The sequence below is a fragment of the Archangium lansingense genome (assembly GCF_026626635.1).
Lineage (GTDB): Bacteria > Myxococcota > Myxococcia > Myxococcales > Myxococcaceae > Archangium > Archangium lansingense.
Genome location: NZ_JAPNKA010000001.1, coordinates 1,207,953 through 1,230,800, shown reverse-complemented (window position 1 = coordinate 1,230,800; position 22,848 = coordinate 1,207,953). Strand labels below are relative to the sequence as shown.

The 22,848-nt window shown below is 68.0% G+C and carries 21 protein-coding genes; 7 read left to right on the top strand and 14 right to left on the bottom strand.

Annotated features, from left to right (window positions below):
- Positions 1 to 41 precede the first annotated feature (41 nt).
- Positions 42 to 2,255: a methyltransferase domain-containing protein gene (locus tag OV287_RS05040; RefSeq protein WP_267532831.1), complete on the bottom strand. Its 2,214-nt coding sequence runs from the start codon at positions 2,253 to 2,255 to the stop codon at positions 42 to 44.
- A 58-nt stretch (positions 2,256 to 2,313) separates the two neighbouring features.
- Here OV287_RS05040 and OV287_RS05035 point away from each other — a divergent pair, with 58 nt between their 5' ends.
- Positions 2,314 to 3,591: an alpha/beta hydrolase family protein gene (locus OV287_RS05035; protein ID WP_267532830.1), complete on the top strand. Its 1,278-nt coding sequence runs from the start codon at positions 2,314 to 2,316 to the stop codon at positions 3,589 to 3,591.
- Positions 3,486 to 4,265 (top strand): M50 family metallopeptidase, encoded by a 780-nt coding sequence (locus OV287_RS05030; protein ID WP_267532829.1) that lies wholly within the window; start codon positions 3,486 to 3,488, stop codon positions 4,263 to 4,265. The genes OV287_RS05035 and OV287_RS05030 overlap by 106 nt, the downstream gene beginning before the upstream one ends.
- Before the next feature lie 13 nt (positions 4,266 to 4,278).
- Here the strand turns inward: OV287_RS05030 and OV287_RS05025 are convergent, their stop codons facing one another.
- The 6 genes from OV287_RS05025 to OV287_RS05005 form a co-directional block, all read right to left on the bottom strand.
- Positions 4,279 to 4,833, bottom strand: coding sequence for a hypothetical protein (locus OV287_RS05025; protein WP_267532828.1), 555 nt, complete (start codon positions 4,831 to 4,833; stop codon positions 4,279 to 4,281).
- Positions 4,830 to 5,270, bottom strand: a complete 441-nt coding sequence (locus tag OV287_RS56355; RefSeq protein ID WP_373371802.1) for a restriction endonuclease — start codon at positions 5,268 to 5,270, stop codon at positions 4,830 to 4,832. The genes OV287_RS05025 and OV287_RS56355 overlap by 4 nt, the downstream gene beginning before the upstream one ends.
- A gap of 142 nt (positions 5,271 to 5,412) precedes the next feature.
- Entirely contained in the window at positions 5,413 to 6,333 is a 921-nt protein-coding gene (locus OV287_RS05020; protein ID WP_267532827.1) for an MBL fold metallo-hydrolase, read from the bottom strand.
- A 144-nt stretch (positions 6,334 to 6,477) separates the two neighbouring features.
- Positions 6,478 to 10,050, bottom strand: coding sequence for a M1 family aminopeptidase (locus tag OV287_RS05015; protein WP_267532826.1), 3,573 nt, complete (start codon positions 10,048 to 10,050; stop codon positions 6,478 to 6,480).
- Between the two features lie 13 nt (positions 10,051 to 10,063).
- Complete coding sequence (locus OV287_RS05010; RefSeq protein ID WP_267532825.1) at positions 10,064 to 10,975, bottom strand: ABC transporter ATP-binding protein; 912 nt, start codon at positions 10,973 to 10,975, stop codon at positions 10,064 to 10,066.
- 34 nt (positions 10,976 to 11,009) lie between these two features.
- The gene (locus tag OV287_RS05005; protein ID WP_267532824.1) at positions 11,010 to 11,540 is read right to left on the bottom strand and encodes a TspO/MBR family protein; all 531 of its coding nucleotides are present in this window, start codon (positions 11,538 to 11,540) and stop codon (positions 11,010 to 11,012) included.
- A gap of 109 nt (positions 11,541 to 11,649) precedes the next feature.
- Here OV287_RS05005 and OV287_RS05000 point away from each other — a divergent pair, with 109 nt between their 5' ends.
- Complete coding sequence (locus OV287_RS05000; protein ID WP_267532823.1) at positions 11,650 to 12,231, top strand: DUF924 family protein; 582 nt, start codon at positions 11,650 to 11,652, stop codon at positions 12,229 to 12,231.
- A gap of 3 nt (positions 12,232 to 12,234) precedes the next feature.
- Here the strand turns inward: OV287_RS05000 and OV287_RS04995 are convergent, their stop codons facing one another.
- The 6 genes from OV287_RS04995 to OV287_RS04970 all read right to left on the bottom strand — a co-directional run bounded on the left by OV287_RS04995 (position 12,235) and on the right by OV287_RS04970 (position 18,595).
- The gene (locus tag OV287_RS04995) at positions 12,235 to 12,990 is read right to left on the bottom strand and encodes a ferritin-like domain-containing protein (RefSeq protein WP_267532822.1); all 756 of its coding nucleotides are present in this window, start codon (positions 12,988 to 12,990) and stop codon (positions 12,235 to 12,237) included.
- On the bottom strand, positions 12,990 to 14,186 hold the full coding sequence (locus tag OV287_RS04990) for a hypothetical protein (RefSeq protein WP_267532821.1): 1,197 nt from the start codon (positions 14,184 to 14,186) through the stop codon (positions 12,990 to 12,992). Before OV287_RS04990 ends, OV287_RS04995 begins: the two co-directional genes overlap by 1 nt.
- Positions 14,187 to 14,402: 216 nt before the next feature.
- A complete protein-coding gene (locus OV287_RS04985) occupies positions 14,403 to 15,452 on the bottom strand; it encodes an extensin-like protein (protein ID WP_267532820.1) in 1,050 nt (349 codons plus the stop codon).
- 36 nt (positions 15,453 to 15,488) lie between these two features.
- Complete coding sequence (locus OV287_RS04980; protein ID WP_267532819.1) at positions 15,489 to 16,448, bottom strand: ParA family protein; 960 nt, start codon at positions 16,446 to 16,448, stop codon at positions 15,489 to 15,491.
- A 40-nt stretch (positions 16,449 to 16,488) separates the two neighbouring features.
- The gene (locus OV287_RS04975) at positions 16,489 to 18,222 is read right to left on the bottom strand and encodes a HEAT repeat domain-containing protein (RefSeq protein WP_267532818.1); all 1,734 of its coding nucleotides are present in this window, start codon (positions 18,220 to 18,222) and stop codon (positions 16,489 to 16,491) included.
- Between the two features lie 211 nt (positions 18,223 to 18,433).
- Positions 18,434 to 18,595 (bottom strand): DUF5953 family protein, encoded by a 162-nt coding sequence (locus OV287_RS04970; protein WP_267532817.1) that lies wholly within the window; start codon positions 18,593 to 18,595, stop codon positions 18,434 to 18,436.
- 150 nt (positions 18,596 to 18,745) lie between these two features.
- Here OV287_RS04970 and OV287_RS04965 point away from each other — a divergent pair, with 150 nt between their 5' ends.
- The 4 genes from OV287_RS04965 (at position 18,746) to OV287_RS04950 (ending at position 22,152) form a co-directional block, all read left to right on the top strand.
- On the top strand, positions 18,746 to 19,498 hold the full coding sequence (locus tag OV287_RS04965) for a hypothetical protein (protein ID WP_267532816.1): 753 nt from the start codon (positions 18,746 to 18,748) through the stop codon (positions 19,496 to 19,498).
- A 389-nt stretch (positions 19,499 to 19,887) separates the two neighbouring features.
- Complete coding sequence (locus tag OV287_RS04960; RefSeq protein ID WP_308809547.1) at positions 19,888 to 20,382, top strand: helix-turn-helix domain-containing protein; 495 nt, start codon at positions 19,888 to 19,890, stop codon at positions 20,380 to 20,382.
- Between the two features lie 220 nt (positions 20,383 to 20,602).
- Positions 20,603 to 21,394, top strand: coding sequence for a fatty acid desaturase family protein (locus OV287_RS04955; RefSeq protein WP_267532815.1), 792 nt, complete (start codon positions 20,603 to 20,605; stop codon positions 21,392 to 21,394).
- A gap of 80 nt (positions 21,395 to 21,474) precedes the next feature.
- Positions 21,475 to 22,152, top strand: a complete 678-nt coding sequence (locus tag OV287_RS04950) for a helix-turn-helix domain-containing protein (RefSeq protein WP_267542293.1) — start codon at positions 21,475 to 21,477, stop codon at positions 22,150 to 22,152.
- A 26-nt stretch (positions 22,153 to 22,178) separates the two neighbouring features.
- Here the strand turns inward: OV287_RS04950 and OV287_RS04945 are convergent, their stop codons facing one another.
- Complete coding sequence (locus OV287_RS04945; protein WP_267532814.1) at positions 22,179 to 22,703, bottom strand: DUF1993 domain-containing protein; 525 nt, start codon at positions 22,701 to 22,703, stop codon at positions 22,179 to 22,181.
- Between the last annotated feature and the right edge of the window lie 145 nt (positions 22,704 to 22,848).

The window sequence follows — 22,848 nt, the reverse complement described above, 5'->3', positions numbered from 1 at the left end:
GTCCCATGAGAGAGAGCATGCGGCTCAATGGTAGGGGGAGGTCACCCCAGCACGCCCAGCGCGTGCGCCAGCCGCCATGCCACCACCAGCAGGTGCGCGTCCTGCACCGCATCCAACTGGCTCACGAGCACCTCCAGCGGTATCCAGCGCAGCCGCGAGTCGCAGGCCGCATCGGCCTCGACCTCCACGGCGAACGGCCACACCAGCTCGGGAGTGATGCCCGGGGTCGCATGGTACGAGCCACCGAGCTCCCAGGTGCGGCGCACCGTGACAGAGAACTCCTCGCGCAAACGCTCGGCGATGAAAGCGGGCACCTCGCTCAAGTCCGTGAGCGTCCGGGGCAACCGCCAGGCCGGTGTCACCGCGAGGTTCGCGCTCCCCGTGAAGTGCTGCACCACGGGTAGCTCCCTGTGCTCAATCCCCACCCGAATGCCCTCGCGCGTCCGCACCACCGGGAGCGCCACCGTGGTGTTGCGGCTGGCCTCGCGGGGCACGAGGTACTCACGCGGAACGCTCGCGAGCACACGCCCCTCCGCGTCGTGCTCAGAGAACGTGCCAGTGCACAGGTCCAGGTAGCCCACCGTCCCGTCCTCGTGCGTGGAGAACACCGCGCGCCGAGCGGGCGTCAGTGCATCGTCGGCCCACTTCGGTCCACCAGACTGCTCGGTGAGCTGGATGGAGGCACCAATCCACGGCCCGGGCGAGGTGCCCAGGTGGCGCAGCAGACGATGGATGTTGAGCTCCAACCGCGCATCCACCATGCCGCCCACGTGGCAGGCGCGGAGCACCTGCCGCGCGTCCAGCTCTCGCACCGAACCCGAGCTGGTGAACGAGCCATAATCGGGCGCTGGCAGTCCGGCGGCCAGAGCCACCTCCACCAGGTAAGCAGAGACACGCTCGCTCACCCCGCCGGGCGAGGTGAAGTAGTGCGCGGGCTCTCCCAGGGCGCGAATGCTGTCGGCCGGGAGCCCTGCCCGCTCATGCAGGATGCGCGCGATGGCCTTGTCCGGAGCCTCGCCTGCGTGAGTGATGGCGGCGAGGGGCTCGGTGACGTAGCCGGACAGCTCCGCGCCCCCGAGGTTGGGGTGGTCCGCGCACGCGTTGACGATGGGCCGCGGGAAACCCTTCTTGGCCAGCACGAACACCTGGCCGTCCTGACGGAACCAGGGCAGCAGATCCACCGTCCGCCCCGGGCGCTCCACCAGCTCCCAAACCTGGCCGGAGTCCGCATGGCGCCAGGCACTGAGGGACAGGAAACGCGGCGCCGCGAGCGGCTCGCTGTGCGCCTCGCGCAGCTCGACACCCGCTCCCGAGGGAACCTTCTCACCCACGATGAGGTAGTTGGTGGGTGGGTACGGCAGAGGCCGTCCGTCCAGCCCCGCCAGGTGGAACTGGCCCTCATAGCGGTTGGCGATGATCCACGGGTTGCGGATGGGCATCGAGCTGAGGATGCGCAACCCGCGGCGCCGGAAGGCGGCCTCGAACTGGGCCTGGGAGTAATAGGAGTACTCCTCGAGCAGCTCCACGTCCCAATCGGTGCGGTAGTCCTTGCGAAGGATGAACTCGTTGGCGGCGCGCAGAGCGAGCCGGTAGCGCACGTGCCCCGGGTGGGGCGAGTCGAGCCGCGTGTACGGCACCGGGCCGTCCCGGTTGACGCTGCAGCGGAAGTCGCGGGCGAAGCACTCGAAGAGCGCGGCGGTGGACAAACCCTGGACGGGGCCCTCGGCGGCACCATTCGTGGTGGGCAGATCGAGCCACACCTCCTCGGGCCCCTCGGGGACGAGGAAGTCGCGGATGATGATGATGCCACCGGTGCGCAGCGCGCGCACCTGGTTGTCCAGACACGTCTCCAGGCGAGCGAGCGAGAAGCCGTTGAAGCTGGTGACGTGGTGGAGCACTGACGAGTCGAGCACCCCATCCAGTGACTCCGGAGGGAAGACGGGGTCGGCGATATCGCCCACCACGAAGCGCAGGTTGGGGCGCTGGTAGGCGGAGGAGGCCATGTCCACGGACACCGGGTTGATGTCTACGCCCACCAGTTCCAGGCCGCCGTAGAGACAGGCCAGGTCGTAGGTGCCCCGGCCCGAGCCGCTCCCCATGTCCGCCACCCGGCCGCGCGTGGGGAAGTGCGCGGTGGTGAGGGCCACCTTCTGCTGCATGGACGCATCCATGCCCGCGAAATAGGTGGCGTAGTGGTCCGCATCGCCGCGGTGCTGGGCGGCGTACGTCTCGGCCGTGCTCGTCTTGGGCGCCATTGCCCCACACTCTATGACGAGGCCAACCTCCACGGTACGGGGGTGGCAAGATGCCGGAATGGCGAGGGTGAAGACACTCACGGCATCCGCGTGGCTCGGCGCCCTGCTGGGGCTGTGGATTTCAGGCTGTGCTCATACAGAGGTTCAGCGTCCGACCGCTCCGGCTCCGGTCCTGGGAGCGCATCCCGATGCGAACAGTCCGGGGTATGTCGGGTCAGCGCTCGTCACGGGCGACAGCTCCGCACAGGAGCTCTACGCGGCCTGGCCCAGGCGAGAGCCCGATCCGGGAATTGCCGCGCGGCTGGCCGAGATTCTCGCGGATGGAGGCAAGACCCTTCGCTGGAGTGCCTCTGGGAGCGTGGAGTCCTTCCAGAATGGCGACGTGACGATTCCCCTCGTCATCCGCATTCCGCCCCCATGCCAGGACACCGTCTGCCCCGTCATCGTCTTCTACAATGGAGCGTGCAACGGACCCCAGTACCACTGGAGGCCGGAGCTCTTCCTGCGGGCCGGGTACATCTTCGTCGAGCCCCATATCCGAGGAAACCGCTGCAATGAGGCCTGGGCGGACGCGGACAACGGCCCCAAAAAACCCGAGGCGCAGACGGACATCGAGGCCTGCGGCCGGTATGTCAGGACCCGCTTCACGCGGGATGGCAGGGCGCCGAAGGTCGGCATCCTCGGTTGGAGTTACGGCGGCAACCAGACGCTGCTCGGCATGACCCGGTTCGCCGGAACGTACGACGCGGGCTTCGCCCTGTCCGCGAAGACGGACCTCTACTCCTTCTTCAAGAACGCACCCGAGGACCTGCGGAAGGCCAGGGCGCGCGAGTACGGAGACCCAGACACCGAGCCCGAGCTGCTCCGGGCCATCTCTCCCATCACCTACGTGGACAGGCTCCAGGGCCCGCTCGCGCTCATGCTCGGAGGGCGCGACCCCAAGGTCTCCCTCTCCGATGCGGACGTGTTCGTCAGGAGGGCCCGGGCCCGCCACCAAGAGGTGTCGCTGATGATCGTCCCCGAGCACGGCCACCTCACGGAGCAACCCCACGAAATCGTCTTCGAACATGCCCACGTGCTTCAGTTCTTCGCGGACGCATGGGGCAGGCCCGTGGTGCTTCACTGGGAGAGAGGGCTTACTCCCCCACCGGCCGTCCCGGGGGGCCAGCGGAACGAAAGCCCCCGTGTTAGCGTCCAAGGGGTATGCGTCCCGCTCCCGAGCCGCCGCCGATGTCCACCCGCGCCCTCCTGGCGTGCCTGGTGCTCGCCGCCGCGGCCAGCGTCTTCCTCTGGCAGACGGTGTGGCTGTACCCCTTCCGGCTGCTGGTCACGCTGATGCACGAAAGCGGACACGCGCTCGCAGCCTGGGCCGTGGGCTCCCACGTGAGCAGCGTCACCATCAGCCCTGCCACGGGCGGGCTCACCTACCACTCCCTCACCGGCTCGCTCTGGAAGGAGCTGCTCATCGCCTCTGGCGGTTATGTGGGCTCGTCGCTGGCCGGGGCGCTGCTGCTGATGGCCGCCGGGCGCATGCGCAGCGGACGTGCGCTGCTGTGGGGCCTGGTGGTCTGGATGGTGGGTGTGGCCGTCCTATGGGTACCGCTGCTCCCGCCGGACCCGGGCCAGGCCCACGCGCTCGCCACCGGCTCCTCCCAATCGGACGGACTCTTCACCCTCGGCTTCATCGCCGGCATGGGAGCCCTCCTAGGAGTGGTGGCGTGGAAGGGGCCGGTGTGGATGAGACGCGGGCTCGTCGTGTGGATCGCCGCGCTCTCGTGCCTCCTGGCACTGCAGGACATCAAGGGCCTGTTCGGCTACGGCCTGGAGGTGGGTGTCTCTGACGCGCACGCCATGGCGCAGCTCACCTACCTGCCCGCGCCCTTCTGGGCAGCGGTGTGGATGGTGGTGTCGCTCGGGGCCATGTGGCTGGGCCTGCGCTCCATCCTCCGGCGTCGGAAGCTGGCGGCCTCTGGCAGCCCGATGATGATGGGACGGCTGTCCCCGCGCTAACCCACGCGGTGGCTCAGAGGCTCAATGTGGACCGTCCTTCGCGGTGGTCCCGGAAGAATTGCCGCACCTGCTGCACGGCGGGGTGCTCGGACAGACAGCTCACGTCCACTGTCTCCAGGCGCCGGCACAGCTCCTTGTCGAGGCGTATCTCCTTGAGCCCGAACACCTCCTCCAGAACGCGGAGGGGCTCGGTCTGACCGCGAGTCCACTCCTCCTCTGTCGGCTCCCGCCCGAGCACCTGACGCAGCACGTCCCGGTTCTGGAACAGCAGGATCTCCGTGTCTGGCACCACCAGGACCACCTTCCACAGGTCCGGGCATTCAATCTGGACCAACGCGTAGACGAGGAAGCGGTGCAGCTCTCGAATCCTCTGGAGCTCGGTGGACCGGGTATCGGCGACCAGGGCCACGATGGCCTTGCGATTGCTGAGAACGGACCTGGCCAGAGAGACACTCTCCGAGAAGAAGTCTGTTCCGAGCACCCGGAGCTCAGGCCCGAACTCCGGTTCGAGCAGCTTGCGAAGCACCAGGGCATTCGCCTCTCCTCGCACAACGAGACACGGAATCATCGCAGATCCTCCGCCTTGAGTTCGTAGTCCACCTGGGCTTCCTCCACGGCCTTTCGCCATTTGGCTCCGAGCGCCGCACGCATGCCGCCCCTCAGAGCTAGAGACACATCCCTGCCGTGCCACAGCAGGACATTTCGCAAGGGCTGCGCGTAGGACTCCCGCAGCGCGGGCTCCGTGAACCCGTTCACGCTGAACAGCAGACCGAGGGCGGCTGGAGGCCGCCGATCGATCCGGACCTTGAACTTAGCGATAGGGCTGAAGTCGACCGGCTCCCGCCAGTGCTTGCACTCGACAAGACACGAGAGACCATCGACGTAGACCGCCCCAGCAACCTGCTCCCACTGTCCCCCCCACCTCCCAACCACCGACCACGCCCTCACATACGCAAAGGCTAACGAGCCCCTCTGACACGCGTTGTGATCGCACCTCCCCGCCATTCATTGCCCACGCACCGGCCGTGCGCGTGCCGCGCAGACGAGTATCTGCCGCGATGACCCATCACGTCAAGTTGGCTTATCTACCTGTTCGGTTACGTCACCGCACGGCAGGATAGGAGCCGAGCATGGGACTCGATGCGTCCTACCGCAGTCCGTCCTGGACCAGTCCACGCTGGAGGAGCCCACGCATCTGCTCCTCGTCATGAGCCACCACGAGGTTCAGCTCCGGCGTGCTCTTGCGCAGCTCGTGGAGGTAGCGAAGCTGATTCGCCATGGCCGCTCCGTCCTCGCCGCCGAGCCAGTTCACGAGCCTCGGGTGCATGCGCGGCAGCAGAATGTTGTCCTGGTGCCACGCGATGTCTCCCACCAGGAGGAACTCCCGGCCGTCCGCCAGCCGCACGTAGAGCAGCTGCGTCCCCGGCGTGTGCCCCGGTGCCTTGATGAGCACGAGGCCCGGGCGCAGCAGGTGCATCCGCTCGTAACGCAGCGGCTTCAGCCGACTCACCACGTCCCCCGTGAAGCCAGCAAGCCCAGCCTGAGGCCCGTGGATCTGCTCCTCCGTCATCACCACGTGCGGAGCGATTTCATCGAAGTACGGAGAGTGCGCGATGCCTGAGCTGTGATCGAAGTGCTCGTGCGTGATGGCGATGGCGTCGGCTCGCCGCATCGCCTCCTGGAGCCGCGCGTAGTTGTCTGCCTGGAGGCGCGAGCCAGGGAGGTTGGCCTCCAGGGTCTGCGCATCGCACCCGGCGTCGAGGATGACGGTCCGCCCATCTCCGTAGATGACCTGGTGCGCCTGGAACACGAGCGGCTGCATCCCGAAGAACCGTCCTGCCACCACGGCGGCAGCCGGCATGGCGCCCTCGCCCACCACGATGCGCCGGAACTCCGTGGGCAGCGGCTCGCCCGTCGATGCCGCGAGCGCGCGGAGCTCCGAGAGCGACGGGCCAAACTCGGTGCGCTCGGGAATCGGCACGGGGGTGAGTGCGATAGAGAGAAACACCGCCAACACCGCGACCAACCCGAGCAGCACCTTCCAGACCCGACGCACTGGTTTCCTCATGGCGGGCAACCATGGCTCCAGAGCGGCTGGGGGTCAAAGGTCGAAACTCGGGGACCTCGATACCCTCACCCCGACCCTCTCCCGGTGGGAGAGGGAGGGATTCGCCGCTGGAGGGATTCGCCGCTGGAGGGATTTTGGCGAGGCTCAGAGCTTCTCTACCGCCACCGTGTTGTCGTCCGGCTTGCGGTCGATGAGCTTGTTGAGCGGATCCACTCCCGCCTTCGCCGGACGCTTGTCCACCCGCGCGGTGAACTCCACGTCCTCATTCGTCACCTGAATCTTCTCCAGGTAGAGCGGTTTGCCGTCCTCGTCGAGCACCCCCACGTCCACCCAGTCCGCGAGCTTCAGCGGCGACTCGGTGCCCGTGCCGGTGGCCTCCACCTTGCGCGCCTTCGCCGTGACCTTCACCTCGAACTTCCCGTCCGGCAGCTCGCTGTACGTGGCCTTGAGCGCCCGGTTCTCGTACAGCGTGATGCGCTCGAAGAAGTCATGCAGGACGTACTGCAGGTGCTCGGGCGTCACCGCGCGCAGCTCGGCGAGCAATTCCGGCGAGTGCGTGAACGGCGGCTGCTGGAAGGCCACCTTCTGGCGGTACTCGGACAGGGCCCGGTTGAGCTTCTCCTCGCCGAGGTAGTCCTGCAGCGCGTACATCACCAGGCTGCCCTTGTTGTAGTGGACGTATTGCTGGTTCTCCACGAGCAGCAGCGGCATCTCCTGCTTGCGCTCGAAGGCGCGCCCGCGCAGGTAGCTCTGCAGCTCGTAGCGCAGGAAGCGGCCCATCCGCGCCTCGCCGTACTTCTTCTTCATCACCATCAGCGCCGAGTACTGCGAGAGTGTCTCGGACAGGAGCGTGGAGCCCTGCACGTTGCCGCCGATGACCTGGTGGGCCCACCACTGGTGCGCCACCTCGTGGGCCGTCACGTAGTAGGGGAAGTCCACGTCCTCGGGGTCGTCCGGGTCCACCTTCGCGATGAAGCCGATGGCCTCCGAGTACGGAATCGTGTTGGGAAAGGCCTGGGCGAAGGTCGCGTACCGGGGGAACTCGAGGATGCGCACCTGCCGGTGCTGGTAGGGCCCGAAGTTCTTCGTGTAGTAGTCGAGCGAGTCCTTCACCGCTTGAATCATCCCGTCGACGTTGTACGCGTGGCCCGGGTGGTAGAGGACCTCGATGGCCACGTCGTTCCACTTGTCGCGCTTCACCTCGTAGCGCGCGGAGAGGAACGAGTAGAAGTTCAGGATGGGGCTGTCCATCGTGTAGTGGAAGTAACGCCGCCCGTTCTCCGTCCACTCACGCTGCAGGTAGCCGGGCGCCATGGCGATCTGATCCGGCGACGTGCTCACCGTGGCCTCGAAGGAGATCCAGTCCGAGTCCGAGGCGATGTACGTGTTGCGCCGGGCCTCCAGGTCGTTCACGTCCGCCATGCGAGCCTTGGGCGCGAGCCCCTGCTTCTTACGCGCCTCGTCGTCCCCCAGCTCGGCGTCCTCCAGGTATCCCAGCCTTGGGAAGAGGGTGCTGTGGAGGAAGGTGCCGTTCTCCACGAGCGTCGTCTGCGCGCCCTTGTTGAGGAAACCACGCGGCTCCAGGCCCAGCTCGAACTGGAGCTCGGCCGAGGCCCCCGGAGCCAGCGGCGTGGGCAGGGTGTACGTGAAGAAGCCCAGCCGCTTGTCGTGCTCGGACGGCGACTCCGCGCCCGCCACCACCATCCGGTACACCTTCAGGTTGGTGGGCAGGTTGACGTACACCGTCTTCACCGGCTCGGCCGTCTTGTTGACGAGCCCGAAGGTGCCCCGGGCCCGCATGCGCGGCTCCTCGGGGAAGAGATCCACCTGCACCTTCGCCGAAACGATGCGCGGCTGCGCCACCTTCGCGAGCGGCTTGTACTTCTTCTCGTAGTCGGCGGACTCCGTGTTCTGCTCGTGCTCCGTCTTGTAGGGATTGAGGCGGTTGGTGTTGTAGAAGATGAAGGCACCCGCGGCCACGGCTCCCATCACCGACAGGCCCAGGCCCACCCGCACCGGCCGCGAGGCCCGCGCGCCGGCCAGCCGCAGCCGCCACCCGGCCTCGCTCTCCGTGCCGCGCACCCAGAACAGGTGCGCCACGAAGGCGAGCGCCACCGCCACGAGCGCCCAGTACGCGCGGAACCACACCATCTGCGCGACGTACGGCCCGTAGCCATTCATGTCCGAGTAGATGTGCAAGGGCGCGCCGCCGTAATTGTAGAGGCCGTGCTCGAAGCCCATCGACGAGGCGAACGTACTGGCCAGCAGGTAGAGCACCATCACGAAGTGGCCCACGTACTTGTGGTTCACCAGCACGTGGACGACCACCGCGAGCACGCACAGCTGCCACAGGTCCAACAGCCGGAAGCCGAAGAGGTCCGTGAGGTAGAGGCCGAGCTCGAGGTGCGTATAACCCTTGAAGAGCTGCGCTAGCACACCGCAGACGAGCAGCACCGCGCTCAGCAGCACCTGCACCCCCATCAGCGCCAGCAGCTTGGAGAGGTAGGGCAGCCATCCGGGCACGGGGAGCGCATCCGAGAGCTGGCTCATTCGCGCGTCGCGCTCGCGCCAGATGAGCTCGCCCGAATAGAAGGTGATGATGATGACGTGGAAGAGGCTGAAGCCGCCGCCCACGAGCTCCACCACCAGGTACGTCACCGGGTAGACGGGGGTGCCGTACATCTCGCCGAGCTGCATCGTGGCGCCGAAGACCATGATGACGCCGGCCAGCACCATCACCAGGAAGTAGATGTTCTTCACCGTCTCCTTGAAGTCCAGCCAGGACAGGCGCGGGAGCAGCCGCAGGAAGGTGGTGCCCCGGAAGTCGCGCGTGACGGAGGGGGCCGTGAGCGGCGCCTGCGCGGCCGGGGACTCAGCAGGGGCCTCCGCACGGCCTCCCGCAAGCGAGTGGGTCCGCTGGAAACGCAGCAGCGTGAAGCCGAGCATGGCGACGCCCAGGCCCACCCAGAGGAGCCGATTGGCGAGGAGCCAACCCTCGAGCGGCACCAGGAGTGTGTTCTTCTCCGAGGCCGTCCAGTACTCCGTCGTCATGCGCACCGCGTTCATGGCGAACGGGTCCACCAGCGCGGCCAGCCACTTCGTGTCGAGCTTTGCCAACAGGTTGTTGCCCATGAGGTAGCCCACGAGCAGCACCACGCTGGTGACGTAGACGGGGAGGATGCGGCGGGTGAGCGCGGCCATTCCGAAGAAGAGCGCGCCGGCGAAGAAGAGGTTGGGCAGGATGCTGACGAAGTAGGGCCGCAGGTACGAGCCCGACACGGTGGGGCCCAACATGCTCTGGTCCAGAAAGGGCATGCTGGCGCCGAACCGGGCCCCCAGGCCGATGCTCGAGAAGATGATGACGAGCGTGAGGAAGCCGCCCAGGAAGCGGCCGAGCAGGTACCGGGCGCGGGAGATGGGCGCGGTGAAGAAGAGGGGGTGCGTGCCGTGGGCGAAGTCCTGGTAGACGGCCTGGCCCATCACGCCACCGGTGACGATGACGCCGGAGAGGCCGAGCAGGGTGAGCACCATGGTCAGCGTGTAGGGCGAGTTGGCGAACACCTTGCCGCCACTTCCCCCGCCGACCATGACGCTCTTGAAGGCACCTCCCGCGACGCACATGAACAGGGCGGCGAGCGAGAAGAAGACGGCGAAGTAGACCCAGGTGGACAGCAGCTTGAGCCGCTGGCGCAGCTCGAAGAGGGCAATGGAGAGCATGGTGGGTGGCTCCTCAGCCCGCGGTGGCCTGGAGGACGGGAGCCGCCTCCTGCGCGAGGTGTCCCTTGATGGCGGCGAAGTAGGCGTCCTCGAGGTCCGGCACGGCCGGGGTGAAGGAGCCGTCCGGAGCCCCCGCGCTGTAGACGTGGACGAGCGTGCGACCCATCAACAGCCGATGGGAGATGACGGGCAGCGCGGCCTGCAACGCTGGCAGCTCCGCCTTGTCCACGAACTTCTTCCAGATGCGGCCCTCCAGGCGGGAGATGATGTCCTCGGGCGCGCCGGTGAGCAGTACCCTGCCCCCGTTGAGCACGGCCATCTGCGGGCACAGGTCGCGCACGTCCGAGACGATGTGCGTGGAGAGGATGACGATGACGTCCTGGCCAATCTCGCTCAGCAGGTTGTGGAAGCGCACGCGCTCCTCGGGGTCGAGGCCCGCGGTGGGCTCGTCCACAATCAGCAGCTTGGGGTTGCCGAGCAGCGCCTGGGCAATGCCGAAGCGCTGGCGCATGCCTCCAGAGAAGCCGCCGAGCTGCTTGCGCCGGGCGTGGTGGAGGTTCGTCTGCTGCAACAGCGCGTCCACCACCTGCTTGCGCTCGCGCGCGCTGGAGATGCCCTTGAGGGTTGCCAGGTGGGTGAGCAGGTCCTCCGCCGTCACCTTCGGATAGAGGCCGAAGTCCTGGGGCAGGTAGCCGAGCACCCGGCGCACGGCGTCCTTGTCCTTCAGCACGTCGATGTCCCCGAGGAAGGCGCTGCCGCTGTCCGCCTCCTGGAGCGTGGCCAGCGTACGCATCAGCGTGGACTTGCCCGCGCCGTTGGGGCCGAGCAGCCCGAACATGCCGGGCTTGATGGTGAGCGTGACGTCCTGGAGCGCCTGGGTCCCGTTGGGATAGCGCTTGGACAGGTTCTGGATGCGGAGTTCCATGAAGCCCCCCGAAAGAGAGGAGGGCATCATGTCATCAAGGGTTGAGCCGGACGATTTCCTCGTTGAGCGCGCTGGCGAACCCCACCCAGGCCAGGTAGGGCGCCATCATCCACGCCGCTCCTCTGTCCACCCGGCTTGCCAACGTGGTGTACGCCGCGAGGCTCACTCCCAGTGCGGCAATGTCCGCGAGCGCCGCCCTCGGACGGTGCTTGCCGAAGAAGAGCGGGGACCAGAGCGCATTGAAACCGAGCTGCACTCCCCACAGCGCGAGCGCCCATGAGCGCTTGGGGCCCGCCGGCCGGTTCCACACGCGCCATGCGGAGAAGGACATCAACCCGTACAGCACCGTCCACGCCGGCCCGAAGACCCAGGACGGTGGGGTGAAGCCAGGCTTGCGCAACCGCCGGTACCAGCGCTGACTGCTGTTCGAGACGCCCCCTCCCAGCAGGGCCGAGCCCAGGGTGAGCACACCGAAGGTCCCCAGCGCCGCGAATGACTCCTTCCGCAGGGAAGGGTTGTTCAGATTCGTGAGGGACGGGTTGTCCAGATTGTATTGCTCCTGCATCGTCACCACCTCCGAGGGGGCATCTTCGTGGGAAGCTGTGCCCTCCCCTCTCCGGCGGCCACCCTCGTCTGACGACGGTTGCTGGAGAGACAACCTTCAGGAGGCAGCCATGGCCAGCGTGGACGACATCCTCACCTTCTGGTTCGGCCATCCGAGAGAGCCGGGCTACACGGAGCCTCGCGGACGCTGGTTCGAGCGGGATGCGGCCTTCGATGCCGAGTGCTCCCGCCGCTTCCTCGCCACCCACGAGAAGGCTGCCGCCGGTGAGCTCCAGGCCTGGCGCGACGAGCCGCGCAGCGCCCTGGCCCTCCTGCTCCTGTTGGATCAGTTCCCGCGCAACCTCTTCCGCGAATCGCCTCAAGCCTACGCCACCGACGCCTTGGCTCGCGAGGTGGCGCGTCATGCGCTCGCCCGCGGCCTCGATGTATCCCTGCCCCCTGTCTGGCGGTGGTTCTTCTACCTGCCCTTCGAGCACAGCGAAGACATCCACGACCAGCGCCTCGCAGTGTCCCTCTTCGAGGCGCTCGCCCCGCAGCGCCCGGCCTCCGGCGCCGGGGTGGTGGAGTACGCCCGGCGCCACCACGACATCATCGCGCGCTTCGGGCGCTTCCCTCACCGCAACGCCACACTGGGCCGGGAGTCGACTCCGGAGGAAGTCGCCTTCCTCCAGGAGCCGGGCTCTTCGTTCTAGCCACTACGCCGGAGCGCCCGCGGCCTCTTCACCGACCCGGGCCTCCAGCCGCGTCCCGGCTGCTATCCACGCCCGCACCAGCGCCAGGTGCTCCTGCTCCACGTCCAGTGCTCGCTGGAAGTCCTCGGCGATCTCCTGGTGCCCCAGCTCGCGCGCCAGCTCGATGAGCAGCTCCCAGCTCGCGTTGTCCACGAGCTCGGCCGTCAGCAGCCCGTCCAACGACTGCAGCAGGTTGACGCGCGGGTCCACCAGCATCTTCGGCACGCCCTCGGACATGTTGGCCTGCAGGTCCGCCGCGGGCGTGAGCGCCGTGGGGTCTCCCCCCAGCTTCTCGATGGTCCGCTTGACCAGCGCGAAGTGTGACAGCTCATCCTGGCGGATCTTCTCCAACTGCTCCCGCGAAGGCCCGCCGTCCCACGTGCCGAACACGTCCAGCTTGGACAGGGCCGCCTCGTACAGCCGCACCCCGGTGCGCTCGAAGCCGGCACGCTGGCCCAGCTTGTCCATGAGGACCGTGGCCCGGCCGCCCTTCAGCAGGGTCACCGCCGCCTTCGCCATCCCCTTCAGGTTGGGAGGTGGCACCGAGCCCAGCCCGCCCGCCTCGCTCGAGAACTCCTGGCGCACCTTCGCGATGGCCGAGGCATCTCCGGGGCTGCTCGGTGGCGCCTTGGCGGCGCCCTCGATGGCCTTCTTGCTGTGCACCAGGGAGGTCTTGATGCCCGTCCGGTTCATCCCCATCTCGCTCGCCTTGCGCTCCATTACTGCATCCTCCCTTCGGCCTGCGTGCCCAGGCGCTCGGCCTCATCCACCAGCTCCGTCCCCGGACGCCAGTGGTAGCCCGCGGCCACCGTCTCCGACGGCGAGCCCTCCGAGTTGAGCTGCTCGCGGTAGCGCAGCGTGCGCTCGGCCTCCTCGGTGCGCGGCACGAAGTCCGTGCCCTTGGCGCTCAGGTGCACCTCGTCGCGCAGCACCTGGCGCACGAACTCGCGGTGGCTGTCGAAGCGAATGGGCTCCGGCAGCTCCTTGGGCAACACCTCGGCTGGATCCCTCCCCTCCAACCGCTGGAAGAGCTCCATCACGTAGTGCAGGTGTCCCAGCTCGTAGTCCACGAACCGCTGCCACACTTCCTTGATGCGCGGGTTCGTCTCGTAGTGCAGGCAGCTGTAGTAGTTGTAGACCTCGACGGCCTCGTGAATCAGCCACTTCTCCAGCCACGACTCGCTCGGATCCATCAGCGACTCGTACTGCGTGACGTGCTGCTCCTCGATGGAGGCGATCTCCGCGTAGAGCTGACGCGCCACCGGGTCGGTGAACATGGGCCCGATGGTCATGTAGTAGTCGTGCGTCTGGTGCTCGGCCGCGGTGATGGTGAGGGCGTGAATCTTGGTGAGCGGCTCGGCGGTGCGCGCGTCATAGGGCCGGCGGATGTCATCCAGTGGGTGCCGGTGCTCGATGGCCGTGGGCCGCCCGGGAATGATGTCCGAGTAGCTCTGCACCAGGTAGTTGGGGTCCTTGCCCTCCAACCGGTCGTACAGCGCCGCGTAGCGGTACAGGTGGTCGAAGTCCTCCAGCATGCCGAAGCGATACGCCTGGGCCAGGTACGGGTCCGGCTCGTGCTGGGCCACGCTCGCCGTCACCTCGATGGCCACCTGCTCGAAGCCGAGGGTGGTCTCCACGGGAGACTGGTCCGGTGGGTTCATCCAGTTGACGAGCGTCTGCTGGTGTTGCTCCACGCGGCGGATGATGGCGAGAGGCTCACGCAGCTCCCGGTTCATTCGCGCACAGGCGTGGCTGAAGCGAAGGGCTTCCGACTCGATGCCGTTCATCAGGATGACGCGCACGCGGGTGAAGGCGTCGTCATCCAGCTTGCTGTAGGTGCGCCGCGTGAGGTCCTTCCAAGTGAACTTCTGGCGATCCAGCGGGACACCCTTCTCCTTGAAGAGGTCTAAAGCCACGTGTCACTCCTTTGAGCGGCTCGAAGGGCACGGTTGGCCGGCTGGCCCCCAGGCCCCCCCGGGTTCGCCGATAAAGCTCCGCTTCCACCTCGTGTGCGGCAACGCGACCCGGTCCCCTCGCCTGCTCACCATGCCCCCAGACGCAAGAAAGCCCGCGGGTCGCGAGGACCGGCGGGCTTCCAAAGGACGACATGGGAGCGCAGTGCGCCCCTTGGTTCAGCGCACCACGGCCTGGCTGAGGGCGCGGTGCACGGCCTCGAGCGCCTTGCGGGCTTCGAGCAACTCAGCGCGTTCCGCGGTGAGCGAGGCCACCTGCTGGGCCAGCACATCGCGCTCGCCCTGGAGCGTGTCCACCGCACGGCGCAGGGCGGAGGCCTCGTCCTTGGCGGTCTCCAGCTCGCCAGCGAGCCGCTCCTCCTCGGAGAGGCTGTCCGCGAGGGCCTTCTTGGCCTCGGCAACAGCGGACTCGAGAGTGGAGCGCTCGTGGGCGGCGGCCTGCATGGCCTGACGCGCCTCCTGCAACGACAGCAGGGCCTCGTCGCGCTCACCCTCCAGCGCGGCCAGCTCGCGCTCGAGGTCACCGAGCAGCTTCACCCGGCCCTCCATGTCGGTGGCGAGCCGGCGCGCCTCATCCATGCGCAGGCGGGCCTCCTCGGTGGCCTTCTCCGCCTGGCGCCGCGACACCTCCAGCTCCTGCGTGAGCGTGAGGTTGAGCGACTTCACCTTGGTGAGCTCGGACTGCAGCGCCGAGATGCGCTCCACCGCGCGCAGGCCCGCCTCGGCCACGCTGGCCGGCAGGGGCTCGGGACGCGGGTTCTCGCGCACCGCCTTGAGACGCTCCTTCAGCCGCTCGCGGCGGGCCTGGTTGTCCAGGTCCTCCTTGGGCGAGGCCGGCGTCTGCACCTCCACCTCGTGCTCGGGCGCCTCGACCCGCGCTACCGGAGCGGCATGAGTGTCGGCCACCTCCAGGGGCGCCTGGACAGCCGGGGCACGCAGGGCGGCGTCAATCACCTCGGCGGCCGTGGGGCGCGGCGCGCGGGCGCGCTCGACTCGGGCACGCACCTCGGCGGACAGGTCATGGGTGGCGGAGGGCGGCTCGGGAGCGGCCACCGGCTCGGGGGCCGGAGCTGGCTCGGGAACCTGAGCCAGGGCCTGCTCGGGCTCCTGGCCCTCCTCGGGCGCGGCGGGGTCGACGACGCCGGTGAATGCTCCCAGTCGGAGGCGCGGCTTGGCGCGGGACACGTTCTGTTCGAAGGCCTTCTTCATGGGCGAGCCTGAAAGCAGGAGAGGAGGGGTTATACGTCAACCGGCCTGCTGCGCACCGCTATCGCTACCGGGAGCCGCGCCCGCCCGCAAGCGCGGAAGTACATTCTGGATGAGGGCCTCGATATCGGTGGCCCCCTTGGAGCCCGGGTCTGCTACGAAGACGGGTCGACCTTCGCTGGAGGCCTGGGCGAACTTGGTGCACTGCCGGATGATGGTGGGCAGCAGGTACTCCGGGTAGTGCGTCTGGAGCGCCTCGAGCGCCTCCTTCGCCAGCTTGAAGGTGGCGTTGAAGGAGTTGACCACGATGAAGACGTGGTCCAGCACGTGGTTGAGGTCCTCCTCCAGGCTCTGCACCGTCTCGAAGAGCAGCTTGAGGCCGTGGAAGGAGAGGAAGTCGGCCAGCACCGGGACGAACAAGTCGTTGGCCGCCATCAACGCGTTGAGGTTGAGCAGGCCGAAGGAGGGCGGCGCGTCGAAGACGATGATGTCGTACTGGGCTTCGACTTCCTTCAGGGCATTGCGCAGCTTGAACTCGCGTCCCGCCATGGGCATCAGCGCCAGGTCCACCGTGGACATGGTGAGGTTGGAGGGGACGAAGTGCAGGTTGGGCAGGGAGGACTTCTGGATGACCTCCGACATGGGCGACTTGCGCACCAGGACGTTGAGCAGCGTCTTGTCGAAGTCCTCGCCCTCGAAGCCCAGGCACTTGGTGGCGTGGCCCTGGCTGTCGAGGTCGACGATGAGGACGTTGTAGCCCAGCTCCGCCAGGCGCCAGGCGTAGGAGGTGGACAGGGACGTCTTGCCCGTGCCGCCCTTGAAGTTGAGGAAGAGCTGCTTGCGGCGGCCGAGCTGCGGCGGGTACGCGTTGAGCTGCGCCCGCAGAGCCCACACCTCGGCGCCGGTATAGCTGTCCTGCTTCAGCGCCGAGGCGATGGACTTCGGTGGCAGGCCGAGCATCTCGGCCACCTGCTTGGAGCTGTACGTCGGCGCATCCATGGAAAACCCTTCGTCGAAACCTGGCGGCCCCTACCTTGCCTCAAGCGGCGAAGTATTTGTGACCCCGTCGAATAATCGCTCCCCTGGCCACCAGGAGGGTAAGCGCCTCCTCGGCCAGCTCGGGGGGCGCGGAGATGCCGGTAGCCAGCTCACCGAGCGAGCGGCCCCGGATGGCCACGCGAATCTCCGACATCAGGGGCCCGCACAGGGCCTCCACCGGGGAGGCCGACTGGCGCGCGGTGGGACGCGACACGGGCTGGGCCTGCGCGGGAGAAGCAGCGGCGGTCCGGACGGCCTGCTGAGCCACACCCCGGGCTGGAGCGGAGACCGCGGCCGGTACCGCCGCACGGTGGACGAGCGACGGGGCAGGCGCGGGACGGACAGAAGGCGCGGGTGGAGCAGCGGGCACTGAAGCCTGGACGACCGCCGGAGCCACGGGGGCGGGAGCGGCCACGGGGGCAGCGGCGCGCGCGGGCGGCTTCTGGAGGAGCGAGGCGCGCACCGGCTGCACGGGGAGCGCGGCGAGCCGGCGGATCTCCCGGCGCCGGCGGCCCTCGTCCATGTCCACCACCGCGGAGACGTCCTGGCCGAGGATGCGCGAGAGGCTCTGTGAGGCGGAGCGGCGGACCCGCACCTCGGAATCCTTGAGGGCCTCCAGCAGCAGCATGCGGGCGTGCTCCCCGCTGCCGGCCCCGAGTGCCAAAGCGGCGAGGCTGCGCACCTCCGCATCCGGGTCGTGAATGGCCTCCTCGCCCAGACGCCGCGCGCCCTCGCCTTCGAGGCCAAGCGCCAGCAACGAGGCCCGCCGACGCACGGAGCGGTCGGGGTCCTTCACTGCCTGGGCGAGGTGAGGCGCGGCCTCCTGGGGTGACAGGCTCAGCAGCGCCTTGAGGGAGGCGATGCGCACCTCGGGGACAGAGGAGGCCAGCAGGGGCGACACCACGAGGACGCCCTCCTCCTTGCCCACCTCGGCGAAGGCGGCGAGCAGAGCCACCTGGACGGTGGGGTCCTTCTCACCGTGCAGCGCGGTGGCCAGTGCGGGCGCGGCGGCCGGCTGACCCAGGGCCTTGAGGCGCTCGGCGGCGCGCACGCGCGAGGTCGCATCCGGTGCCGACAGCTCGCGCACGGAGAAGCCGAAGAGCGTCTCGTCGCCGCCACCGGACAGCTCCGCCATCTGCCCAGGGCTCACCGCCAGCCGCCCCTCCAGGAAGAGGCGCTGCGCGTGCTGCATCACCGGGGAGACATTCGCCGCGGACGCCGCCACCACCGCGAGCGCAGGGGCGGGAGCGACCTCCACCGCCTGGGAACGCTGCGGCTCGGACTGGGGCCAGGGGTAGGCGGGGACAGGCTGCGCGGGCACGGCCGCGACCTCCGCTGGACGCGCGAGCGCCTCGCTGCGGAGCTGGGAGATGAACGAAGCCAGGTCGATGCCCAGGCCGTCGTTGTCCTCCTCCTCGCGCGCGTCCGAGGCGCGGATGCGGCTGACCTCCAACAGCTTACCGAGCAGCTGGCTGCGCTCGGTGCGCAGGGCCTGGTTGAGGCGGGAGAGCTCGTCGCGCTCGGAGGCCATGCGGCCGACTCGCACTTCCAGCCCCGCCACCTCCCGGCGCAGCGCCAGCTCGCGATCCTCCGACAAGACCAGCTCACGCTTGAGGTGCTCTAGCTCCTCGCGCGTGGACGTCAGCTCATGGCTGAGCTGCTCGGCACGGGCCTCGAAGTAAACGATCTTTTCGAGTGCGCTCTTGAGCAGCGCGTCCGGACGCTCGTCGCTCACAGCCTGAACAGCCCTCCCTACCGGGGCACGCCAGAAGCCCTCCGCACCTGGGAACGCGGGGACTCCGGTACCCGGGAACCCCCGGGAGCGCGTCACCATATGTCAGACCCTCATGAGAGGTAAACCCCTGAAATGGTTGGGACTTTTCCGTCCTGGCCCACCTCGGGAGTTGACAATCGCGCTGGGGCCGATTTTTCGGGCCTCCGCGCGATCAGGGAGAGGTGCGTCCAGCGATCTCCGAGAAGCGTTCGTAGGCGTTCTGGAGCGCGGCGAGGTGCACGGGATCGTCGAGTTCGAGGAGCGTGGGGTGAGTTGGACGAGCCAGCCACCCGAGGGAGTGCGGCGCGCCCGGGCGAGCAGGTCTGCGTCGCATGGTTCCGTTCCCCTCCCCTACATGAGAGGTCGGGTTCAGCTCAGCTCGACGGCCCATCTTCCCCCATTGTGCCTTGAGGGCTCCCGCCACTTCTACCCGACTCGATTGGTCAGCCCGGTGTGTTAGGAGTCAGCTCCGGGAGGACACACCATGGACAAGGAAGACATCCCCCGAAGCGAAGTACCACCGGCGCCGTACCACGTGCTCAAACGCTACCGCGGCATCGGCGGAGGAGTGGGCCGGCTCTACGAGGTTCGCAACGACAAGACGGGCAACGCGGCCCTGGTGCTCATGCCCGGACCGAAAGGAGAGCTGCGGCCCCAAGAGGATTGGGAGGTGCGCCTCACCTCTCACGTGGCGCCGCCCTACCTCGCGCTGGAGGTGGAGCGCGCGCCCGTGGACGGACAACCGCAACAGCTCGCATGGATGCTCGACCGATGGGCCACGGCCCTGGTGCGCATCGAGGAACGGCCAGAGGCCCAGGCCCACCTCGCAGCTGGCGCCCAGAAGCCCCCACCCCCTCCGGAGACAGGGCACCGCTCCTTCGTGGGAACCGTGGCGATGGCCGCACTGCTGGCGCTCGGGGTGACTCCGGGGCCGAGCTCCACGCCAGAGCCCATTAGCCCCACCGCGCCACCAGCGCTGGCCGTGGACAAACAGATGCCGCCCGTCCAGCTCCTCACCGACGCGGTGCAAGCCATTGCCCTTCCCATGCCCCAGGGACCGTTCAAGGGGCAGAACCGCCCGCCCTGTAAGTCGAAACACGAGGTCGTCATCCGCGGTGGATGCTGGGTTGAAATCGCATCACGTCCGCCTTGTGGAGATGACGCCTTCGAGCACGAGGGCAAGTGCTACATGCCCGGCTACAGCGCCCCGCGTCCGCCGCAAGCCCTCAACCCCTGACGTAGGGTGCAGGTGACTTGACAGGTGGGTAGTCCAGACTCAAGCTGAGAGGTAACATGCGCAAGGCAAGCCTTCCGGGGGGCTCCGGATGGCTCGCGCAAGAGCACGGTGTATGGAGGCACCGCGCTGCTGCCTTCACAGATCCAGGCATCGTTCGAGGGAGGTGCTGCCTCTCCGTGATGCCTCGCGAGGCTCCCGGCACGTGGCCACCCCCACGCACCGGGAGCCTCTGTCGTTTCGTGCCTCATCTCCCGCGTGGCTCGAGCCGCTTCCTCCCAATCCCCGGAGGAGCCAGGGCGCGGTGTTGACCCGTAGCCAACTTCAAAAGTTAGCCGCTGACACATGACTTGCGAAGTCATATAACCCTGGAGTCAGGACGGAGCGGAGCCATGGCGTTGAAGACCACCTTTCCAGTTCCCCCCGAGCAGCCCCCCCTCATCCCCATTTCCCCCCCCCGCCGTCCCCCCCTGCCTGACAAGGAGGCGCCGCCACAGCGCCGGGTGAAGCGGGAGTCGAAACAGAAGCTGGCCAAGTCCCTGGGAGACGGGGCCCGCGCGGCCCGGCAGAAGGCGGGTTTGACGCAGGCGGACGTGGCCGAGCGCATCGGCGTGGCCACCGAGGTCTATGGCCGGCTGGAGCGAGGCCTGCTCATGCCGAGCGTCCCCACGCTGCGCCGGATATGTATGGCCCTGCACCTTCCCGCGGACTCACTGCTGGCACTCGGCACGGGCCAGCCCTCTGTCTGGGAGGAAGCCCCTCCCCCACCTCCAGCGCCCGAGGAGCCGGCGATGCGGCGGCTCATGCGCCACGTGCGCAAGCTGAGCCCCACGCAGATCCGCGCGCTCTCGCTGGTGGCCGCCACGCTCCGCCGCGAGGAGGACTGAGCAACCTCTGGGGTCAGGGGGCGCGAAACGTCCGGATTTGCGCGCTGGCGCAACCGATTGGCGCGCGCAATGAAGCAGTTCACACCTTGCGTGCGTACATCGAAAAGGTATGCCCCTCCGCCCCTCCTCTCCCCCCTCCCTCGATGTGCCCCACCTCGCCGTCCATGCCCTCTGGTGGGCCTGGCTTCCCACGCTGCTGCTGAGTTGGGACACCGGGTCCATGACGGGCCGCGTCACGCTGCTGGGGGTCGGCTACCTCCTGCTGTTCTGGAACTACGCCGTCCTCCACAACCACATGCACGTGCCCATCGCGCGCCCCCGAGCGCTGCACTGGCTGGTGTCCCGCTCGCTGGGCATGGCCTGTGGCTTTGCCTACCGCGGCTACCACACCCATCACTTCAACCATCACAAGTACAATGATGGAGAGGGAGACTGGGGCCGGCGCCGCGACGGCGAGGGCGCGCTCACCTATCTGGTGCGCTCCACCCTCACCCCCTGGTTCTGGCCCTACGGCCTGCTGGCCAAGGTGTGGAAGGTCGCCGGCCAGAAGAAGGGCCAGCGCGCGGAGCTGGTGCTCGACACCGTCCTGCTGCAGGGCTCGCTGGTGACTCTCGCCCTGTGGCGGCCCTGGCTGGCCCTCTCGTACTTCGGAATGGTGCTCCTGGGGCAGCTCTCCATCCACCTGCTCAACCTGGCCGCGCACCACGAGACGGATGCCACGCGGAAGGACTCACTGGGAGTGACCTCCACTTCTCGCCTGTACAATTTGCTGTGCTTCAACGCCGGCTACCACCAGGCCCACCACCTGCGCCCCCAGGAGCCCTGGCGCGAGCTGCCGGCCCTGACAGCCCGCCTGGCCACCGAGGGGATGCTTCGTCCAACACTGCAAACCCCCTTGGCCCCTATTCATCCTGCCTGGGTGGCTCGGCTCATCAGGAGCTATGCTCCCGCGCCGTGCGCTCCGCAGAAGGACTCGACGACTACCTCCGAGACCCCATCGGCCGCTATCTGACGGGGGAGAACTTCCTCCATTGGTATGCCACGCCCGAGCTGTGCGGATTCACCGTGTGGGGCCGGCCCGGAGAGTCGCAGATCCACCGGCTCACCCGGGTGCTGGATGTGGAGCTCGCCCCCGCGGTCCCCCACCTGTCCCTGGTGGATGCCAGCCGCGTGGAGGCCCCGGACGCCAACGGCCTGTCCGTGCTGGTGAAGTACATGATGCCGCGCATCCCCGACTTCTCCCAGACGGTGAAGCGCCAGGCGCTGGTGCGGCCCGAGGGCATGGCCGGCGCGGTGGTGGGCGGCTTCTACAGCCTCGTCAGCTCCGGCTACCCCACCCGCGCCTTCGCGGATCCTCTCGAGGCGCTCGCCTGGCTGGGCCGCCCCGAGAACGAAGCCCGCGCCCTGATGAACGAGCTGAATGACCTGGTGATGCAGCTCATGGGGCAGTCTCCGCTGCTCGGCGAGCTGCACCGGGTGCTGCGCTACCGGCTGGTGGAGGCCAATCTCGCGGATATTGCCCGGGAGCTGGGCATGTCCGAGCGCACGCTCCAGCGCCGCCTGCGCGAGGCCGGCACCTCCTTCCAGTCCGAGCTCAACACGGTGCAGGTGCGCACCGCGCAGGCGCTCCTGCTGGAGAGCGATGCCAAGCTCACCTCGGTGGCCGTGGAGGTGGGGTGCGCCTCGCTCCAGCACTTCAGCAGCCTGTTCCGCAAGATGACGGGCGAGTCCCCCAGCGCCTGGCGCGCCCGGCACCGCAAGACGTCCTGAGCCTGCCTCCACAACGAATTTCCGGCTTAGGCTGCTCTAGTGCGCAGCCGGCCTTCGTAATCACGCTTGCCGAGCGGTACACCGCGCGAGCGGAGGATGTCGTAGGCAGTGACGGCGTGGAAATGGAAGTTCGGCAGGGAAAACGAGAGAATGAACGTCTCCGACGTGAAGGCGAGCCTCCGCGGCCCGATCTGAAGGTCCAGGTCCTTGCCCGCGCATTGGTCGACCTCGTCGGGCGTGAACGCCTCCAGCGCCACTTCCGCTTTGCCGATCATCGCCTGCAGGTCGGCGAAAGGGACCGGTCCGACTAAGGCCGGCGGGGCGAACACACCGGTCTTAAGGGCTTCCACCCCCCACACGGAATGGTGCCATGTGGCTTCGACCTGAAAGTGGAAGGGCGCCATGTCGTCGAAAAGGCGCGCGTTCACGAAGTCGTCGGGATCAACACCCGTCTCAGCGCAGTGCTTGGCCGCACGGTCGAGAAAGCCTGCGACGGCCCTCACGGTCTGCAGGAAGGTGGGCACGCTGAGGTCGTAGAGTGATGTCGCCATCGGCTTTCCCTCGCTTTCTGGCGCTCGCGTTTCCGCCTTTTCAGCATGCGCCCGAACGACCACGACAGCAAGAACCGGGCGTTCGAAGCCGTCCGTGGCTTAGCCCGGATATCCGCAATCGCTCGAAAGCCGACATCCGTTCGGG

Coding starts and splice junctions, on each gene's coding strand:
- OV287_RS05040 (WP_267532831.1), bottom strand. CDS start 2,255: ATGGCGCCCAAGACGAGCACGGCCGAGACGTACGCCGCCCAGCACCGC.
- OV287_RS05035 (WP_267532830.1), top strand. CDS start 2,314: ATGGCGAGGGTGAAGACACTCACGGCATCCGCGTGGCTCGGCGCCCTG.
- OV287_RS05030 (WP_267532829.1), top strand. CDS start 3,486: ATGTCCACCCGCGCCCTCCTGGCGTGCCTGGTGCTCGCCGCCGCGGCC.
- OV287_RS05025 (WP_267532828.1), bottom strand. CDS start 4,833: ATGATTCCGTGTCTCGTTGTGCGAGGAGAGGCGAATGCCCTGGTGCTT.
- OV287_RS56355 (WP_373371802.1), bottom strand. CDS start 5,270: ATGGCGGGGAGGTGCGATCACAACGCGTGTCAGAGGGGCTCGTTAGCC.
- OV287_RS05020 (WP_267532827.1), bottom strand. CDS start 6,333: ATGAGGAAACCAGTGCGTCGGGTCTGGAAGGTGCTGCTCGGGTTGGTC.
- OV287_RS05015 (WP_267532826.1), bottom strand. CDS start 10,050: ATGCTCTCCATTGCCCTCTTCGAGCTGCGCCAGCGGCTCAAGCTGCTG.
- OV287_RS05010 (WP_267532825.1), bottom strand. CDS start 10,975: ATGGAACTCCGCATCCAGAACCTGTCCAAGCGCTATCCCAACGGGACC.
- OV287_RS05005 (WP_267532824.1), bottom strand. CDS start 11,540: ATGCAGGAGCAATACAATCTGGACAACCCGTCCCTCACGAATCTGAAC.
- OV287_RS05000 (WP_267532823.1), top strand. CDS start 11,650: ATGGCCAGCGTGGACGACATCCTCACCTTCTGGTTCGGCCATCCGAGA.
- OV287_RS04995 (WP_267532822.1), bottom strand. CDS start 12,990: ATGGAGCGCAAGGCGAGCGAGATGGGGATGAACCGGACGGGCATCAAG.
- OV287_RS04985 (WP_267532820.1), bottom strand. CDS start 15,452: ATGAAGAAGGCCTTCGAACAGAACGTGTCCCGCGCCAAGCCGCGCCTC.
- OV287_RS04980 (WP_267532819.1), bottom strand. CDS start 16,448: ATGGATGCGCCGACGTACAGCTCCAAGCAGGTGGCCGAGATGCTCGGC.
- OV287_RS04970 (WP_267532817.1), bottom strand. CDS start 18,595: ATGCGACGCAGACCTGCTCGCCCGGGCGCGCCGCACTCCCTCGGGTGG.
- OV287_RS04965 (WP_267532816.1), top strand. CDS start 18,746: ATGGACAAGGAAGACATCCCCCGAAGCGAAGTACCACCGGCGCCGTAC.
- OV287_RS04960 (WP_308809547.1), top strand. CDS start 19,888: ATGGCGTTGAAGACCACCTTTCCAGTTCCCCCCGAGCAGCCCCCCCTC.
- OV287_RS04955 (WP_267532815.1), top strand. CDS start 20,603: ATGACGGGCCGCGTCACGCTGCTGGGGGTCGGCTACCTCCTGCTGTTC.
- OV287_RS04945 (WP_267532814.1), bottom strand. CDS start 22,703: ATGGCGACATCACTCTACGACCTCAGCGTGCCCACCTTCCTGCAGACC.